This is a genomic window from Rhodococcus sp. IEGM 1381 (assembly GCF_030056795.1).
Taxonomy (GTDB): Bacteria; Actinomycetota; Actinomycetes; order Mycobacteriales; family Mycobacteriaceae; genus Rhodococcoides.
This window is the reverse complement of sequence record NZ_JASHKQ010000001.1, coordinates 1,375,646-1,394,236: the sequence shown is the minus strand read 5'-3', so window position 1 is coordinate 1,394,236 and position 18,591 is coordinate 1,375,646. Positions and strand designations below refer to the sequence as shown.

Annotated in this window: 10 protein-coding genes; 8 read left to right on the top strand and 2 right to left on the bottom strand. The window is 66.8% G+C overall.

Features of this window, described 5'->3' with window-relative positions:
* Nucleotides 1-74 precede the first annotated feature (74 nt).
* On the bottom strand, nt 75-2,708 hold the full coding sequence (locus QM797_RS06720; RefSeq protein WP_283274442.1) for an IniB N-terminal domain-containing protein: 2,634 nt from the start codon (nt 2,706-2,708) through the stop codon (nt 75-77).
* Nucleotides 2,709-2,969: 261 nt separating this feature from the next.
* Between QM797_RS06720 and QM797_RS06715 the strand changes: the two genes are divergently transcribed.
* The 6 genes from QM797_RS06715 (at nt 2,970) to QM797_RS06690 (ending at nt 12,638) form a co-directional block, all read left to right on the top strand.
* Nucleotides 2,970-4,706, top strand: coding sequence for an Hsp70 family protein (locus QM797_RS06715; RefSeq protein ID WP_283274440.1), 1,737 nt, complete (start codon nt 2,970-2,972; stop codon nt 4,704-4,706).
* Nucleotides 4,707-4,715: 9 nt separating this feature from the next.
* Nucleotides 4,716-7,223 (top strand): helix-turn-helix transcriptional regulator, encoded by a 2,508-nt coding sequence (locus QM797_RS06710; RefSeq protein WP_283274439.1) that lies wholly within the window; start codon nt 4,716-4,718, stop codon nt 7,221-7,223.
* Between the two features lie 59 nt (nt 7,224-7,282).
* Nucleotides 7,283-8,422 carry a hypothetical protein gene (locus QM797_RS06705; RefSeq protein WP_283274438.1) on the top strand — a complete coding sequence of 380 codons (1,140 nt, stop codon included), beginning with the start codon at nt 7,283-7,285 and terminating at the stop codon, nt 8,420-8,422.
* On the top strand, nt 8,419-10,059 hold the full coding sequence (locus QM797_RS06700) for an Hsp70 family protein (protein WP_283274437.1): 1,641 nt from the start codon (nt 8,419-8,421) through the stop codon (nt 10,057-10,059). Before QM797_RS06705 ends, QM797_RS06700 begins: the two co-directional genes overlap by 4 nt.
* A gap of 75 nt (nt 10,060-10,134) precedes the next feature.
* The gene (locus QM797_RS06695; protein ID WP_283274436.1) at nt 10,135-11,433 is read left to right on the top strand and encodes a S1 family peptidase; all 1,299 of its coding nucleotides are present in this window, start codon (nt 10,135-10,137) and stop codon (nt 11,431-11,433) included.
* Between the two features lie 77 nt (nt 11,434-11,510).
* Nucleotides 11,511-12,638 (top strand): S1 family peptidase, encoded by a 1,128-nt coding sequence (locus QM797_RS06690; protein ID WP_283274435.1) that lies wholly within the window; start codon nt 11,511-11,513, stop codon nt 12,636-12,638.
* Nucleotides 12,639-12,703: 65 nt separating this feature from the next.
* On the opposite strand, the gene QM797_RS06685 is transcribed toward QM797_RS06690, so the two are convergent.
* Entirely contained in the window at nt 12,704-13,354 is a 651-nt protein-coding gene (locus QM797_RS06685) for a DUF8020 domain-containing protein (protein WP_283274434.1), read from the bottom strand.
* A gap of 584 nt (nt 13,355-13,938) precedes the next feature.
* On the opposite strand from QM797_RS06685, the gene QM797_RS06680 reads away from it, so the two are divergent.
* Together QM797_RS06680 and QM797_RS06675 are read left to right on the top strand one after the other, a co-directional pair.
* Nucleotides 13,939-17,343, top strand: a complete 3,405-nt coding sequence (locus tag QM797_RS06680) for a (Fe-S)-binding protein (RefSeq protein WP_283274432.1) — start codon at nt 13,939-13,941, stop codon at nt 17,341-17,343.
* A gap of 170 nt (nt 17,344-17,513) precedes the next feature.
* Nucleotides 17,514-18,434, top strand: a complete 921-nt coding sequence (locus QM797_RS06675) for a type IV toxin-antitoxin system AbiEi family antitoxin domain-containing protein (RefSeq protein WP_283274431.1) — start codon at nt 17,514-17,516, stop codon at nt 18,432-18,434.
* The last annotated feature ends 157 nt before the right edge of the window (nt 18,435-18,591 follow it).

Sequence of the window (18,591 nt, the reverse complement as noted above, 5' to 3'; positions counted from 1 at the left end):
CAAACTCTATCTACGACTCGGCCCCGAGTGTGACGAACACACTCGGGGCCGAGCACAACTGGTACTACAGGGGATCAGGGGTTCAGCGGGTCGATGTCGTGGTCGACGGTGACATGGCCGAGCGAGTCCGCTGCCGAGTCCACCGACCCGTGCAGGCTGCCGTCGCTGAACAGACTCGAATCGCTTTCGGCCTGTCCGAAGACGTCGGAGTCGACGCTCGACCAGCCCGTGCCGGACGCGGTTGCGTCGCTGTCGAAGGAGCTGGAGTGCTCGAACGATCCCGACGCTGCACCGTTCGCGGCCGAGGAAAGGCTGCCGCCTGCATTCGCCAGTCCCTCCGCACCGGATTCCAGACCGCCGGTGACGGTGCCCGCTGCCTGGCCACCGATATCGGCAGCGGAATCAAACCCGCCGCCCACGGACGCCGCAGCGTCGGCACCAGCATCCAAACCCCCGGTCACCGTGGACGCGAGTCCGCCGCCTAAAGAGCCGCCGGCCTCGAGCCCGCCGCCGACGTTCGACGCGATCTCGCCGCCGACCGAGGTGCCTGCGTCGACTACGCCGTTCGCAGCCCCCTCGAGACCACCGGTGACGGTGCCTGCCGTGGTGCCGGCCAGGTCCGCTGTTCCCTGAAGTCCTGCTGCGGCCTGAGCCGCAGCGTCGATACCGGTGGACACGGCTCCGGTGACCGAACTGTCCAAGCCCGCACCGGCCTGAGCCGCAGCATCGATACCGGTGGACACGGCTCCGGTGACCGAACTGTCCAAGCCCGCACCGGCCTGAGCCGCAGCATCGATACCGGTCGACACGCCGCCGCTCACTCCGCCTGCGACTCCGCCCGCGATCCCGCCGCCCAGGCTGCCGAGACCGGCGAGCCCTCCGGTGAGGCCCGCACCGGCATCGGCCAGTCCCGAAAGACCTCCGGTGACGCCCGCACCGGCGTCGGCGACTGCTGCCAGGCCACCGGTGACGTCTCCTCCGACATTTCCGACCGCAGCCAGGCCTCCGGTGACGTCTGCTCCAACATTTCCGACCGCAGCGAGTCCGCCGGTCACACCCGCGGCAGCTCCGCCGATACCCGCGAGTCCACCGGTCACACCGCCACCCAGCCCACCGATACCTGCAAGACCGCCTGTCACGCCGCCACTGAGACCACCGAGGCCGGCGAGACCACCGGAGAGGCCCGCGCCGACTCCGCCGATTCCGCTGAGTGCGGACTCCACCGTTCCGGTGAGATCGGCTCCTGCTGCCACAGCGGTATCGACCGCTCCGGCCAGTTGTGCGCTCAGATCGGTTCCGGCACCGAGAGCAGTTCCCAGGTCGAGTGAGGTGCCGGTGCCCAGTACCGATTCGAGCGCAGTTCCGAGCTGCGCTCCGGCTCCGCCGCCGACGCCGAACGCCGTGCCGAGGAGACCCTCGAGGCCTCCCCCGACACCGCCTGCCACACCGCCGCCGAGGCCGCCCGCGATCCCTGCGCCGATCCCGACGCCTGCTCCGAGGGTTCCTTCGATTGCGGTGTCGATGGCCGTGGCCAGGTTGCCCACAGCGCCGGCGTCGAGATCGAGGACACCGCCGAGTGCGCCTCCGACGACCGCGCCGACGTTGCCGCCTGCAGCCAGCAGGGCGTCGACGTCGAGGTCTGCGAGTGCACCGGCGTCGAGGACGGCTCCGAGTGCGGTTCCGATGGATCCTGCGATGGCACCGTCTGCTGCGAACAGCCCACCGAGGCTGCCGCCGACGCCGCCGGCGATGTCGCCGACCAGTGCGCCACCGGCACCGAATGCTCCGTCCAGTGCCGCAACGACATCGGTCGTGAGATCTACGCCGACGGTGCCGAGGCCCGCAAGTGCGCCGCTGATGCCCGCGGTCAGAGCGGCACCCAGGTCACCCGCGATGTCGAGTCCCGCTCCGGCACCGAGGACGGAATCGAAGACTCCACCGAGCGTCGTGCCGAGCTCGGCTCCGACGGTTCCGCCGACTCCGAAGATCGCGCCGAGCGCGCCGCTCAGTCCGCCCTGGATGTCGGCCAGTGCGCCGAGGTCGACGGCACCGGTCGCACCGATGGCCGCGTCGAGGGCGGCCTGCAGTTGTGCGGTGATATCGCCGCCGATCTCTCCCCCGATGCCCGCACCCGCTCCGAGAAGACCGGTCAACGCAGCGCCGAGACCGACGGTTCCGCCGAGCAGGCCGTCGAGGTCCAGATCCAGACCCCCACCGACGCCGATGCCTGCGCCTGCGCCGATCAAGGCGTCGAGGGCACCACCGAAGGCGGCACCGAGCTCGACGCCGATCTGCCCGCCGACCGCCAGCGCTGCGGCGAGTGCTGCCTGCAGGGATGCGGCGATCTCACCGGTCACGTCGATTCCGCCGGTCAAGCTGCCGCCTGCAGCGAGTCCGCCGCCGGCGACTGCGCCTGCAGCCAGCCCGAGTCCGGCAGACAATCCGCCGCCGAGGCTCGCTCCTCCAGCGAGTGCGCCCTCGAGGCCGGCCGATCCGCCGGCTCCCAAGATGGCGGACAGCTGGCTGCCCGCGCCGGCGAACAGACCCGACTCGGCGACCAGGGGTGCCACGGCGACGATGTCTGCGTGGGTCACGTCGCCGAGGCCGGCTGCGGCCAGCGTCGTCTCGGGGTTGGCGCAGTAAGCCGCCGCAGCCTGGTCGTCGCGCAGCAAGCTGAGAATGAAATCGAGTACGGCGTTGGTAGCCATCTGGGTCTCCTTGACGAGTGGTACTTCGTGGTTGATCACAAAGCTATGCATCGGAGAGCCCCCGCCCAACGGGGCCGATCCCCCTACTACCCCGGGGGTCGCCAGGGGGCTTTCGTTAGGGGATCTGGGCGCTTTAGGGGATTTCACTCGTTTCGCGCTCTAACCTGCTGTGAGACGTAACGAACAGCGAACGCAGTCCGACAGTGCGAGTGACGGCAGTACTACTGACGGCTGGGGCGAGATGAAGGCGGCGACACCACTATGAACGCAGGGCTCGGCATACGTATCGGTTCGGTGACAGCGGCTGCTGCACTCGACACCGACCCCGTGACTTCGGTGGTCAAGCGTTCGGCACTCGATCTTCGCCCCGGTGCGGCCCCGAGCTTGGTCGAGCTGTGGGACCGATCCGCCCGCCATCCGATCAGCGGATTCGCCGACCGAGTGGGCGACCCGGTGGAACTGATCGACGACGACGGCCGCAGTCACCGCGCCGAGGATCTGTACGCCACAGCTGCTCGCGCATTGGTGGCCGAGGTGTCCGCCGGAGCCGATTCCGCCCCGACGGTCGTCGTCACCCACCCCACCCGCTGGACGGCGTACACGGCCGAGGTCCTCGGCGAGGCGTTGGACCGCGCTGGACTGGCCGATGTCACGCTGGTACCCGAGTCCGTCGCCACGATGCGCTGGCTCGAGGTGACTCGCGGAACACAGTCCGACGGCCTCGCCGTGATCTACGACCTGGGTGCCAGCGCCCTGGACGTGACGCTCGTACGGACCGGCACCGACGCGGGAGTCGTCGGCAGCGGCGTCCACTCGCAGGAATTCGGCGGTGCGCAGTTCGATCACGCGATCATGCAGTACGTCCTCGATACCGTCTCGGGAAGTCAGTCGTTCGAGTTCGATCCGTTCGACCCGGACACCGTCGGTGCGCTGGTGGAATTGCGAGCCCGGTGTGGCCAGGCCAAGGAACAACTCTCCTACGACACGTCCACCTCGCTCACTGTCGACCTGCCCGGTCTCCACACCGAGGTTCGCCTGGTGCGCTCCGAGATCGAAGAGCTGGTACGCGCATCGCTGCTTTCGTCGGTCGGGGTCGTTCGGGACGCCGTGGCTGCCGCAGGGCTCGAGGTGACCGACATCGACCAGGTGGTGCTCGTCGGTGGCAGCTCGGCCATCCCCCTTGTTGCCGAACTCATCTCGTCCGAACTGCGCGCCCCCGTGGTGGCCGGACCGCGTCCGGAACTGACCGTCGCGATCGGAGCCGCGATACTCGGGAGCGACATCGCCGACGCCACCGCCGCAGAAGACGCAGCGTCCCTGGCTGCGGTCCCCACGGCCTCCGTGGCCTCTGCCGCGTCCGCTGTCTCGGCCGCGCCGATGCCGCGCCCCACCCCGCGACCGGCACCGACGCCTACCGCCGTCCAATCCGATGCAGGCATGTCGGGCCGCAAGAAGGCCGGCCTCGTCGCCGGATCCGTTGTCGTCCTCGCGCTTCTGGCCGGCGGAGGCTTGTCGGTGGGTACGGCGTTGACTTCGGACAACACCGCTCCGGCCGAGTCCAACGCCGAGATCTCGAGCACGCAAACACCGGGCACCACCTCCGCAGTTGCGGACGCCCAGCCCACGACGGCCGCTCCTGGCGAGAACGACGCTGCTGCAGTCGGATCCGAGGGTGCCCCCACCACGGTCGTCAACGCCGACGGCACAGTGACGCAGATCGATCCGGCCACCGGAGCACCGGTCGCGGGAGCACCTGCCCCCGCCCCGGCCCCCGCCGACAACGGCGCAGCAACCGTGCCGACCATCCCGTCGGTCGCGGCGCCGACCGTTCCCAACTACCAACCACCTGCCGTGCAGGTCCCGCAGGCTCCGAACGTGCAGGTTCCCAGCTACCAGGCCCCCACCTTCACCAACCCCCTCCCGAACACCGCCAACACCGTCGACAAGACGCTCGACGGGGTCCTCAATCTTCCGGGCCAAATTCTCCCGATCGGCTGACGCCCGACCGTGATCAGCATCCGACCATCCCTCGTCGGCGTCGCACGCGCCGATCGTTTCGTTCGTGATGCCCTCGACACCACAGGTTTTCATGTTGTCGTCGGAGTCGACGGGTCCGGTCGCTCCGCCGTTCTCGACGCGATCGGGGCGTCGGTGGATCCGTGTACGGGCAGCATCGCCGGTGCACCGTCAGGCTCGACGGTTCTCGTCGACGACGCGCATCTGCTGTCGGAGCAGCGGTTGGACGAAATCGCCGCGGCAGCAACGCGGTCGGACATCACGCTGGTCGTGGCAACGGCTCCACGCGAGTTCGATTCTCGCATCGAGAAGTTGATCGCGTCCGCCGGTTCCGGTCGACTGACTCTGGTTCCGCTGGACAAGACGTCGATCGCCGCTCGAGCAGCCGCCACCGCACGGCCCATCTCTGCGGCACTGGCCAATGCGATCGCGAAGTCAACCGGGGGAATTCTCGCCGCCGTCGACGCAGCTCTTGCCGCACTCGGCGCGGAACTCTCCGACCCGGCACCCCTGCGAACGATCTCCGAAGCCGTTGCTGCACAGCATCGTCGAATGTTACTCGACACCGCCGACGACATTCGGGCGCTGCTGCTCGCAGCTCGATTCGGCATCGCGCCCGAGCCCGCGACGGCCGCACAGCTCGTCGCACGCTCGAACGAGGTCGAATCTGCCGTCGACCTTGCCTGCAGCTCCGGCCTGCTCGACTCCACCGGCGCTTTGATCCCGGCCGCCGAGGTTCCCTTGACCGAGCTGATCGGCGATCGGCGCTGCCGCGTCCTGCTCCATTCGGTCACCGACGTCGCCGCCCGATCCCACCTGCTCGACGCCACCGCCGCGCGTGCGCTGGCGCAGCGAGGCGTCGTCCATGCCGGTCTGGCTGATTTTCTTGTACAGCAGGCAGATTCGGCCTCGGTCGAGACTGCCGGCGCGCTGTACGACGCCGCCGTCGACGCGGGCTTCGATCCGGCGGTGCTCGCCGCCCGGCGGTCCGAGGTCTCGGCCGCCACCGGCGACCTGGACGAGGCGGGGCGTTACGCCGATGCGGTACTGGACAGCGCCGCCGTCTGCGATTCCGCGGATCTGCGGACGGCCGTGCGGGTCTCGGCCTCGATTGCCGCGCAGCGCGGAATGCTTTCCCGCAGTGCGCAACTGTTCACCTGGCTCGGCGAGGATCGACTCGGCCCCGATGGGGTATGGGCTGCTCTGTCTGCTGCCGCATCCGGTGACCGCGGCGGCGCGGACCGGTCGATGACCGCCGTGTCCGCGCTTGCGCCGACGTCGAGCACTGCGTCGGGCACCTTGCTGGTGGCCGGCGTCCTCGGGTCCATCGATTCCCGCAGTGCAGCCGACTCGAGCGCTGCCGCACACTCACTGATGCGCGCAATATCGTTGACCGGCAACGTCTCCGATCGTTCGTGTGCCACCGACACCGCCGCGGCCGTCGCGGCCCTTCATGCAGTGCACTGCGGTGACCTCGCTCGCGTCGATTCCATCCTGGCGCGGGCGCTGCCGGAACGGCGTCCAGGATCCGAGGCACACACCCGACTGATCCTCCTCGGGGCATGGGCGTCGATGCTGCGGGGCGATGCAGCCGAGGCGGGCTCCGTGCTCGATACCCTTCGAATTCCGTTGTCTCACATGCGCAATCAGCTCTTCCTGCACGCGATCCGGGTAGGCCTGGCTCGCAGATCGGGCGACGCAGGATCGCTGATGACGGCGTGGACCGGTGCACAGAACGTCATCGCCGAATACTCTGCAGATCTGTTCGCGCTGCTGCCCTTGGGCGAATTACTCCTGGCCGCAACCCGACTCGGCCAGGTCGACCGCGTCGAACATCTCGTCGCGCACGCCGCCGACCTGCTCGCAGCGCTCGGAGATCCGCCCGTCTGGGCGTCGGCGCTGCACTGGTACCAGGTCCAAGCGGCCATCGTCGCCCAGACTCCCGACGCGCTGGTGCCGCACGCCAAGGCTCTCGCAGCAGCCGCGCCGACTCACCCGTACAGCGCCGCCCTCGCTGCCGCCGGTCGCGCCTGGCTCGGCGTGTTGCAGGGCAGGCCCGATCCGTCCGATGTGGAGAATTCGGCACGCACGCTGACCGCGTTCGGACTGCCCTGGGACGGGGCCCGATTGGCCAGCGAGGCCGCGCTGACCGTCAGCGATACCGCGACCGCAACCGCACTGCTGCACATCGCCAGGTCGCTGCGTCAAACCGGGTCGCAGCCGCCCCACTCGCACCGACGCGACAGTTCAGGAAGCACGCCGACACCGACGGGTTCGTTGAGCGAACGCGAGGCCGAGGTCGCCGAGCTGCTCGTGCTCGGAGTCACGTACCGCGAGGTGGGCAGCCGCCTCTACATCTCCCCGAAGACCGTCGAACATCATGTGGCTCGAATACGTCGCAGGCTCGGGGCCGAGTCTCGTTCGGAACTCATCTCGATGCTGCGCGCCATGGGATACGGAGGCTCCACCAGCGCAGCGAACGGCACTGTAACTGTGTGAGGGCAAGAAGCGACATAACGACCGACCACCGGTAACCGATCAGAACAGGTAGCACCCCAATGACCGAGCAGTCCGCACCGACCGAGCAGCCCGGCAGGGCGAGTATCGGCACACCGGACGTCGGTCTCTACCTGGACGAGGAACGCGCGGTAGCCGCAGTGTCGCATCCCATTGCGCCCGGCTCGTCGCTGCATTTGGCGTCGCTGCACTCGACCGTGCTCAACACTCATCCCGACGGCACCGTCTCGCTCGGTGACGCAACCGACGAGAAGTCGGAGGCGTACACGCACTTCCTCGACTCTCTCGCCGACGGTGTTGGCGTCACCGGCAGCAAGGGCACCGTCTTTCCGGCCGAGCAGCTGACGTCGATGGCCCTGTTGTGCCTGCTCACCGAGGTGGCGTCGTCGATCGATCTGCAACCCGGCGACCTCGCCGCCGCCGCCACCTACCCGGCCGGCTGGACGGCCGATCAGGTCTTCTCGTTGCGTTCGGCGATGAATGCGCACGGCCTCGCGCACGTGTCGCTGGTGGCCGAAGCGGAGGCGCTCGCGGCGTGGAACGCGTCGGTGCGAGCGACCCTGGAGAGCAAGGACACAGCCGTCGCCGCGGCCCGCGGTGCTGCGATTCTGGCCTCGGAGTTCCCCGTCGACGCCGTCACCGAGCGGATCGCGGTGCTGAACCCCAGACGACCCGACCGTCGCCCACTGTTCGCGGCGGCGGCGTTCGCCTCGGCGTTGACCGTCGGCGCGGCCCTGATCGCCCTGCAACTGGGTACCTCCACCGACACCACGGTGCCCACCATCGGCAACGCCCAGCTGATACCGACGACGTCGTCCGGAACCGGAGCTGGTGGCCCGATCGATTTCCCCACCGTCGTCGTCGAGCCGGCCGCCGAGATCGCCATGGTCGCACCTCTTCCGCTGGAAACGAGCCCGTCAGAAACGAGCCCGGCCGGGACCTCCGAAAACCCACGAAGCAAGCCGGACCCGACCGAGATCGACACCCGCCCGGCGCTCGAAACGCCCGAGAGCAGAGACCGCGAAGAACCGCGTGAGACCATCGATCCGGTCGAACCAGAACCAGAGGTCCCGGCCGGCGAACCGGGCGACGACACCGGCGAGACAACCGAATCGGAGTCGACCGACGCACAACCCGTGACCGAGCAGGCACGTGACGCAGCGACAGAGGGAACTCGATGAGCGGTGCGGGGCATCTCGGAATCACCGTCGGCAACACCAGGTCGGTGGCGGTCCACCGCGTCCGCGCCGACGACGAGCCGACGGTCGTCGTAGTACCGACGACTCTGAGATTCGACGAGGACGGTCGCGCCCATCTCGGCGAACCCGCCGACACAGCACCCTTCACCCGGTTCGTGGACCTGGTCGGTCAGCAGGAGGACCTCGAACCCGACGCCGCCGCCTACCGCGCCGAGGACCTGATGGCCAACGCGGCCAATTGCCTCGTCACCATGATGTCTTCGGCAACCGAGCCAGCCGACGCACCCGTCACGACCATGACGTACCCGACGCGATGGCCGCGCGAGAGCGTTGCGCTGCTGCGTGATGCCCTCGATCACGCCGGCCTCACCGCAATCGCGTTGGTGCCCGACGCGAAAGCCGCCAGCACCTTCGCGCAGCGCAACCCCGGCACCGCCGCCACGGTGATCGACATCGGGGCCACCGGAACCGACATCTCGACGTATCCCGGAGGCGGAACGGTTCGCACCACCGCCGTCAGCGGAGACGTGTTCACCGACGCACTGTTCGATCACGTGGTGACCGATCGCGAGCACATCGATCTGTCCGACGCCGCAGTCCTGGCCGCCCTCGCCGGCGTCGTTGCCTCCTGCGAGGCAGCCAAACATGCACTCAGCACGGACGAGCAGGCCACCATCTCGGTCGATCTGCCGGGCCTGTCGCAGACCACGACCGTGACGCGAGCCGAGTTCGCCGATCTGGTCGCGCCTTCGATGCGCACCCTCGACGTGCCGCAGACCGGCACCGTGGTGCTCACCGGAGGCAGCGCCGAACTGGAGTCGGTCGCGGCAGAGATTGCCGAACGGACGTCGGGCCGGCTTGTCGTCGAGCCACTCGCAGCGCCCCGAGGCGCACTGCTGCTGGCCGAGGTCGACGATGTCGACGGCAACTCTCTGGTCACCGGTGCCGCGCCGATCGTCACCCGCAACGACGGCACCGATTCGCTCGATACCGACGCCATTCCTGTTGTCCCGCCGGAGAAGTCCCTCGCCTTCTCCGAGGCGATCCCGGCGGTGGCACCGGTGTTCGAGCCCTCCGAATTCCGCTCCCAACCGGTCGAATCAGCCGAGGAGAACGCGTCGAACACCGGTGCCGTGTCGGCTCTTGCCCCGGCCGTCGCGTCGACCGAGGAGAAGAAGGAACGCAGCGAACGCTCGCGCACCATCACCACCGTCATCGCCGGTGCTGCGGCAGGCGTGGTGATCGTTCTGGCAATCGCAGCGGTCAGTGGCGTGTTCAGCAATTCGCCGGCTCCCACGCCCCCGGCCGTCACCGATGCGGGCTCGCCGGTCGTCACCTCGACCCGCACGCCGTCGACCACTACCGCCACTCCCGCTCCCGCCGTCGTCGTGCCGGAGGTGGTCGAGGAACAGACATACGAGCCGTACATCCCGCCTCAACCCGCGCCGCTGCCTGCGCCGCCGCCCGCACCGATCCCCACGCCCCCGCCCGTGGTCGCCACCACCGCCCTGGTGCCGACCACGACCCCGGTGACGACCACCCCTGCAACGACGACCACGACCACCGCAACGACCACCCCTGCAACGACCAGCCCCGCGGTAACGCCCGTTGTCCCCTGACCTGCGCAAACACGGGTTCAGCGACTGATGCCCTAGGGTGGGGCGCTGATACCAAGCACCCGATGAAGGGATTTCATGCGTAACACCGGGGCTCTGCGTGCTGCAGTGCTGTGCTCGACGGCTTTTCTATTATTCGCTTCGTTCTCCGGAACGGCGGCCGCCGAGCCCGTCGTCCAATCTCCCGCCGATCGGCTTCCCGCAGAGCTCGTCGAGGCCGTACAGCGCGATCTGAAGATCTCCCCGCAGGAGTATCTCGATCGAGCCGCTCGTGCGCAGGAACTGTCCGCCTACGCATCGGACTTCCGTGCCAGCCGCCCCGCCGATTTCGCCGGCGCTTGGATCGGGCCCGACGGCAACGCCGTCGTCGCCGTCACCTCCCCTGCCGCAGCACAGGCAGTGGCCAAGGACGGATATGCCACTGCTCAGTCCCCGGTGTCGGCGGACGGGCTGGAGAAGTCGCTCGCAGACCTCAACGGATGGATCGCCGGGCTCCCCCGTGAGATCTCCGCGCAGATCAACGGAACGGCCATCGACTTCATCGACAACCAGGTCGTCATCGACCTGGTCAACAGCCCGATCGGTAGCGCACTCAACCTCCCGACGTTGCTGGCCAACATCAAGGTCATCCTCTCCCCGGGTGGAAACAAGCCGGTCGACCCGACTCCCATGGGCGGCGACACCTACGTCACCACCACCGGGCCTATCGGCGACGCTCCGACCACCGACATCAGCATCTGTTCGTTCGGGTTCAACGCCGTCGACAAGTCCGGTGATGCCGTCAATTTGACTGCCGGACACTGCAATCCGAACAAAACCACCGGAGCCGGCGGCGCACCTGTCTACCTTCCCGATCCGTCGGACATCTCGCGCAGCACCCAGATCGGGTCGTTCGATCGGTCGAGCCTGGGCGCACAGGACGGCCTCGACTGGTCGGTGATCGCCCTGAACGACCGCGGCATCGAGTCCGGCCTGGACCGTCCCACCGTCCGCGGGGCCAACGGCAGCACCGTCACGATCACCGGAACCGCGGCACCCGTGATCGGAGCGCCGGTCTGCAAGTCCGGACAGTCGTCGTCGTTCACCTGTGGCGTGGTTGCAGCCGACCGCGTCGAGACACAGCTCTACATGGAGGACGGCACCTCCCGCACAGTTCGTGGATTCGCCAGCACCGCATGCACTCTTGCGGGCGACAGTGGCGGTGCCATCGTGACCGGAACACTCGCGCTCGGCATCACCAGCGGATCCAACAGTGGTGGTGCACCCGATTGCAACGAGGCGAACCTGGCATTGGCCCAGTACGGGGGCACTGCGAGTCTCGGCATTCCCATCGATCAGGTCGTCGACGCAACCGAAGCGACTCTGCGAACCGAGTGACCCGGTAGGTCGACACCTGCACACCCCCTATAGTCAGTGAACGGCATCACATCGTGGTGCCTCGGGGGAGGGGTTCCATGCGTCGCCGCGCGCTGGGGTTGTCGATGGTTGCCGTGTCTTGCCTGATCACGATGGCGGTGAGTGCGCCTGTCGCCACGGCTGCGCCCGCGGTGGGTGCCGATCCAGAGCTGCCGCTCGAACTGATCGACGCCGTGGCCCGCGATCTCGGGCTCGATCCGCAACAGTTCCTCGATCGAGCCGACGCGGCTCGCCGATTGGCGGAGTTCGCTGCCGCCGTCGGCTCCGGGGGTGTCACGGGTACCTGGCTCGATGCGGACGGTCGGCCTGTCGTCGCGGTAGCGGACGGCCCCACCTACGCCGAGGTGGCCGACGCCGCGTCTGCCAACGGGTTCGCAACAGTCACCTCCGGGATAGAGATCCCACAGGCAGTGCGCGACGCCGTCGACCCGCTACTGGACCTGCTGCCCTTCGATGTCGCACCCACTGCCGGTCCGATTCGTGCCAGTTCCTATCTCGGGGGCGACAGCTTCCTCGCGGGCACCCCGGCCGGCCTCGGTCTGCGTTGCTCACTCGGATTCAACGCCGTCGACCCGACGCATGGGTCGGTCAACATCACTGCGGGCCACTGCAACCCGGCCGCAGCCGACACCGGTTCCGCAGCGTCGACCGGTGCGTACCCGATGTACGGGAGTCTCGTCGGGTCGAAGTTCGGCTCGTTCTACCGAACCATCCAGTTGCACAACGATTACGCCTTGATCGACATCGACGACGCCAACGTCGGAGAATTCGAGGGCAATGCGGTGCGGGTGCCCGGCTCGGGACCGCTGCATGTCACCGGAACGGTGGATCCCATCGTGGGTGCACCGGTCTGCAAGTCAGGCTCCAGAACCGGATTCAGTTGCGGCACAATCCTGTCCACGGGCCAGAACGTCGCCATGGGTGAGGCCGTCATGGACCGGAGCTTCTCTACCTCCATCTGCGCTCTCCGCGGAGACAGCGGTGGACCGATCGTCAGCGGCACCCTTGCCGTCGGCATCGCCAGTGCATCGAATGTGGGCGATCAACCGTCCTGCGAAATCGCGACGGTGTTCACCATGCTGCAGGGCCAACGACCCGAACTGTTCGCGACCCCCATCAACGACGTGTTGGCCGAGAACCCGGGCCTGACGGTTCGCACGTCGTAGCCACACGCAGCGCGCAAAAAACCCGCACCCTCGACGAGAGTGCGGGTTTTTGAGTGGGACGTTGCTTACTTGGCGTACACCGAGGTGCCGGGTGCAGCGTTCAGCGTGTTGAGCAAGTCGATACCTGCGACAACGAGGGTCGGGCCGCCAGCGACGATCGTGCCGACGATTCCACCGATGGTTGCAAACAGCGGAACAGAAGCCAGGACGACCGGTCCGGCGAGGACTCCGAGAGCACCAATACCGAATCCGATAGCGGTGCCGGTGAAGCCGCCGATGGCGGTCGCGATTCCGAGCTGCGAGGAGAAGTTCTGCTGTGCCGCGAGGTTTTCCTCGGGCGATGCGACGGTCGTGGCACCGATGCTGCGTGAGTTCGCCGACGCCTTGGTGAAGTCGAGGTTCGGGATCAGGCGCAGGGTCTTGCCGTTGTTGTCGACGTCCTGCTCGTACGGGAAGTTCAGTCCGCCCAGGTTGAACGAGAGCGGAAGCGTGACGAGAGTCTTGTCGGCGGCGTCGAGAACGTCGACCGTCTTGCCGTCGTCGGCGATCTTGAAGACGCCCGCATCGATGGTGGTGACGATGGTGCGGTCTTCGAGCTCGACGGAGTAGTTCGTGTCGGGGGTCGTCGAGCTGGGTTGCGCGTACGCAGTTCCGCTGGCCAGACCCATAGCCGTTGCTACGAGGGCCGAGGTGACGACCAGTTTGCTGAGTTTCATGGAGAGCTGTTCCGTTTCTGTGATGTGCACGCTCGACAGTCCGCTGGACGCGTCGAGCTCAAAGCCACCCCGATGACCCTTTTGCGACGTTCGATGCGACGGAAGTGTAGCGCACAAAGCGGACCGTTCGTTGTCCTTTCGTCACTGCTCCGTCACCTATCAGTTACCATCTGTCACAAATAATTCCGATTTCCGCAGCACAAACGGCTGCAATGCGTCACGATGCAGCCGAAAATGTCGTTCGATCGATCGAATGTCCGGCGGTGGGACACGTCGGTCCGCCGATCGACGACATAGCGGATCCACCGACAAGACTGCTTTGCGCCCAAGTAAGGACTGCCTTCTCGACAGCACTCCTGGGGCCTACGCCTACCGTGATCTACGAGACAACCTACTGACGAGTTCAGCCCGCCCGTCGGATGGCCTCATTTCGGCGCCCACCAGCGTCGCGTGCCAGAACGATGCTAAGTTACCCATCAGTACAGTTGCATAGCTACTGGCGAGTAACTTAAGCCGTCATCCTGCTCGACGGGCTGAACCAGCGGTAGCTGTCCCAGCTGCCACCTACAGCGAAAGGCCACGACATGAACGCCCTGACGATCACGTTGGGCACAGTCGGTGCTCTGCTCAGCCTCGTGTGTTGGTACGCCTTCATTCGTGGGGCTCTGCGCATGTTCAACATCGTGAGGCTGGGTCAGCCGGCACCCGACCGTTGGCGACCGATCGTCCCCCGCTTCAAGCAGATGATCATCGAGTTCGCCGCCCACAGCAAGATGGTCAAGTTCCGCACCGTCGGCTGGGCGCACTGGCTGGTGATGATCGGTTTCATGGTTGGGTCCGTGTTCTGGTTCGAGGCCTACGGCCAGACGTTCAACCCCGAGTTCCACTGGCCCATCGTCGGCGACACCGCGATCTACCACCTGATGGACGAGATCCTCGGGCTCGGCACGGTCATCGGCATCACCACGCTGATCATCATTCGCCAGCTCAACCACCCGCGTAAGCCCGAGCGTCAGTCACGCTTCGCCGGCTCCGGGTTCAAGGCCGCCTACTTCGTCGAGGCTGTCGTGCTCATCGAGGGCCTGGGCATGGTGTTCGTCAAGGCGGGAAAGATCGCGACGTACGGCGACGCGAACCCCTACACCGACTTCTTCACGATGCGCCTGGCCGAGCTGCTGCCGGCCAACTCCAACATGGTGTCCATCTTCGCGCTCATCAAGTTGATGTCCGGCATGATCTGGCTCTACATCGTCGGCACCCGCATCAACTGGGGCGTCGCGTGGCACCGCTTCACTGCGTTCCCCAACATCTACTTCAAGCGCATGGACGACGGCACCGTCGCCCTCGGACCGGCCAAGCCGATGATGTCCGGCGGCAAGGTCCTCGAAATGGAAGAGGCCGATCCCGACGTCGACGCGTTCGGCGCAGGCAAGATCGAGGACTTCAGCTGGAAGGGCTGGCTCGACTTCACCACGTGCACCGAGTGTGGCCGCTGCCAGTCGCAGTGCCCCGCGTGGAACACCGGCAAGCCCCTCTCCCCCAAGCTGCTGATCATGTCGCTGCGCGACCACAGCCACGCCAAGGCTCCGTACCTGCTGGCCGGCGGCAAGAAGGACATGGCCGGTGACGAGGTCGGACTCGTCGATGCAGAAGGCAACGTCGACCAGAAGGCGCTCGACGCCATTCCGCAGGCCGCTCGGGACGAGGCCGATCGCAAGCTCGTCGCCGACGCCATCGAGGGCGGCATCATCGATCCCGAGGTGCTGTGGAGCTGCACCACCTGTGGTGCCTGCGTCGAGCAGTGCCCGGTGGACATCGAGCACGTCGACCACATCATCGACATGCGCCGCTACCAGGTGCTCATCGAATCCGAGTTCCCGTCCGAGCTCGCAGGTCTGTTCAAGAACCTCGAGAACAAGGGCAACCCGTGGGGCCAGAACTCCAAGGACCGCCTCAACTGGATCAACGAGATGGACTTCGACATCCCGGTCTTCGGGCAGGACGCCGATTCGTTCCAGGACTACGAGTACCTCTTCTGGGTCGGCTGCGCCGGTGCCTACGAGGATCGCGCGAAGAAGACCACGAAAGCCGTCGCCGAGCTGCTCGCCACCGCAGGCGTGAAGTTCATGGTGCTCGGCGCCGATGAGACCTGCACCGGCGACTCCGCTCGCCGCGCGGGTAACGAGTTCCTGTTCCAGCAGCTCGCGATGCAGAACATCGAGACGCTGAACAACGTGTTCGACGGCGTGGAGCAGAACAAGCGCAAGATCGTCGTCACCTGCGCCCACTGCTTCAATGCACTCGGTAACGAGTACCCGCAGGTAGGCGGCGACTACGACGTGGTGCACCACACGCAGCTGCTCAACCGCCTCGTGCGGCAGAAGAAGCTGATACCGGTGGCCTCGGTCAGCCAGGACATCACTTATCACGATCCGTGCTACCTCGGCCGGCACAACAAGGTGTACGACGCTCCGCGTGAGCTCATGGCCGCGTCGGGCTCCAACCTCAAGGAGATGCCGCGCCACGGTGAGCGGTCCATGTGCTGTGGTGCCGGTGGCGCTCGCATGTGGATGGAAGAGAACATCGGCAAGCGCATCAACATCGACCGGGTCGACGAGGCGCTGGCGACCAACCCGAAGAAGATCGCCACGGGTTGCCCGTTCTGCCGCGTGATGCTCACCGACGGTGTCACCGCACGGCAGGAAGGCGGCGCGCACGAGGGCGTCGAGGTTGTCGATGTCGCGCAGCTGATGCTCGAGTCGATCACCCGAGTCGAGTCCTCGGTATTGGCCGAGAACATCAAGGTCATCCCCCGCGAGCGCACTCCGCAGGAAGAGCTGGCAACGGAAGATGCGATGGAGGTCGAAGAGGCCGAGCGCATCGCACCCGTCGAGGACCCTGCCGAAGCGAAATCCGCTCCGGCAGCGCCCGCTCCGAAGGCCGGCGGCGGACTGAAGATGAAGGGTCTGGCCAAGGCACCAGGGGCGAAGGCACCCGGCTCGGCTGCCAAGGCCGACACTGCCGAGGCTGACACTGCAGGGTCTGACACTGCAGGGTCTGCTACCGCCGAAGCTGCTCCGAAGCCGAAGGGTCTCGGAATGGCCGGAGGCAAGGCACCCGGCGGCAAGGGTCTGCAGATGAAGGGCAAGGCTCCCGGCGCGAAGGCGGCTGCACCTGCACCTGCACCTGCCGACGCTCCCGCGGCGTCCGAAGCGCCTGCGACAGCAGAGGCTTCCGAGTCGACCCCCACCGTTAAGCCCAAGGGCCTGGCCGTGAAGTCGGGCTTCAAGAAGCCGGGAGCCAAGGCACCGGGCAAGCCCGCCGAAGCTGCCCCGGCTGCTGCGGCACCGGCCCCGCAGACCTCGGGTGAATCCGCGGAATCAGGCGCTGCGGCAAGCGAATCCAAGCCGACGGTCCAGCCGAAGGGTCTGGCCGTGAAGTCCGGATTCAAGAAGCCGGGAGCCAAGACCGCGAGTGCCCCTGCTGCGAAGGCTCCGGCTGCCGAGGCACCCGCTTCCGAGACACCTGCAGGCGAGGCACCCGCTACCGAGGCCGCGGCCGCGGCCGCGGAATCGCTCGCTGCCGGAGAGTCTGCTGCAACGAGTTCCGTTGCGGCGGAATCCAAGCCGACCGTCCAGCCCAAGGGTCTGGCTGTGAAGTCCGGATTCAAGAAGCCAGGCGCGCGGACACCGGGTGCGGCGGCCGCTGCACCTGCGGCGACACCAGCCGAGCCGGATAAAGCGGAGCCCGAGAAGGCCGAGCAGACCCCGGAAGCCGAGGCACCGGTAGCTGACACACCGGCCACCGAAGCACCGGCCACCGAGGCACCAGCGGCAGAGGCACCGGAGACAGAGGCACCGAAGGCCGAAGCGTCGGACACTGCGGCCGACGCGGCATCCAGCGGTTCGGATGACCGGACTCCGCCCAAGCCGAAGGCCGGTGGACTCGGATTCGCTCCGGGAGCCAAGGTTCCGGGTCGCCGGAAGTAACCTCACACCCTTTTTACCGACTGCGCGCCCCCGCTCACTTGCGAGCAGGGGCGCGCAGTCGTCAGCAGGGGTGTGAGGTCCACAACTCGGAGTTATCCACAGGCATCGAGTTATCCACAATCAGCCACTTGGGGCTTGTCGAAAGCGATTGCGCTGGAGAGCATTCCTCCATGACCCGCATCGTCTCGCGATCCGACGCACTCTCCCGTGGCACCTCCGACGCCGAATTGCAGCGGTACTGCCGAACACGAGCCTGGCGTCGACTGCGACCCGGGCGGTTCGTCAGCAGGTCACAGTTCGACTCGCTCACAGTGGAAGAGAAGCATCGCGTCTTCGCGGAGGCTGTGTTCGACGCGGCCACAGCACCAGACGCAGTTGTCAGTCATGTGAGCGCAGCCGTCTTCCACGGTCTCGATGTGTGGAATGCCGATCTGAGCCGAGTGCACATCACGCGTAATCGTGCGCGTGGCGGTGGGCGCAGCAGCGCCATCAGAAGACTGCACACCTCTCCTTACACGGACGAGGAAGTCACGACCTTCGACGGTGTGCGGGTTACGGGGCTCGCTCGAACCGTCGCCGATTGCGCTCGCACGCTTCCGTTCGAGACGGCGGTGTGCATTGCGGACGTCGCCGCGCGAAGCGGAGGCGTGACCATGGAACAGATTGTCGCAGTGCTGGATTCATGCCCGAACCATCCCGGGAATCGGATGGCCCACAAGGTTGCACGATTCATCAACGGCCGTTCCGAGAGTGTGGGTGAATCGCGTACCCGGGTGTTGCTGCATCACCTGGGTTACAGCCCACAGCTGCAGGTACCGATCACCGATTCTCAGGGGTGTTTCGCCCGCGTGGACTTCGACCTGCCCGAGATCGAGACCGTGCTCGAATTCGACGGCAAGGTGAAGTACGGACGCTACGTGCCGGAAGGAAAGTCTGCGTCGGACGTGTTGTGGGAGGAAAAGCGTCGTGAGGATCGCATTCGCGGTACCGGACGCCAGGTTGTGCGAATTGCCTGGGCGGATCTCGACCGCCCCGAACTGGTCGATCGAATGATCCGAGATGCTGCCGAGCGCGCCCGACACCGCAAGTGAGCGCCTCTTGTACCGACTGCGCGCCCCCGCTCACGTCGGAGCAGGGGCGCGCAGTCGGTAAATGCGGTATGAGGTTCACTGCCGCACCCCCGCGACGTGGACGAATCGGGCACCGTGAGTATGGTCGGAATCGCACGGCAAACCCGACAAGTAGGAG

Coding starts and splice junctions, on each gene's coding strand:
- QM797_RS06720 (WP_283274442.1), bottom strand. CDS start 2,708: ATGGCTACCAACGCCGTACTCGATTTCATTCTCAGCTTGCTGCGCGAC.
- QM797_RS06715 (WP_283274440.1), top strand. CDS start 2,970: ATGAACGCAGGGCTCGGCATACGTATCGGTTCGGTGACAGCGGCTGCT.
- QM797_RS06705 (WP_283274438.1), top strand. CDS start 7,283: ATGACCGAGCAGTCCGCACCGACCGAGCAGCCCGGCAGGGCGAGTATC.
- QM797_RS06700 (WP_283274437.1), top strand. CDS start 8,419: ATGAGCGGTGCGGGGCATCTCGGAATCACCGTCGGCAACACCAGGTCG.
- QM797_RS06695 (WP_283274436.1), top strand. CDS start 10,135: ATGCGTAACACCGGGGCTCTGCGTGCTGCAGTGCTGTGCTCGACGGCT.
- QM797_RS06690 (WP_283274435.1), top strand. CDS start 11,511: ATGCGTCGCCGCGCGCTGGGGTTGTCGATGGTTGCCGTGTCTTGCCTG.
- QM797_RS06685 (WP_283274434.1), bottom strand. CDS start 13,354: ATGAAACTCAGCAAACTGGTCGTCACCTCGGCCCTCGTAGCAACGGCT.
- QM797_RS06680 (WP_283274432.1), top strand. CDS start 13,939: ATGAACGCCCTGACGATCACGTTGGGCACAGTCGGTGCTCTGCTCAGC.
- QM797_RS06675 (WP_283274431.1), top strand. CDS start 17,514: ATGACCCGCATCGTCTCGCGATCCGACGCACTCTCCCGTGGCACCTCC.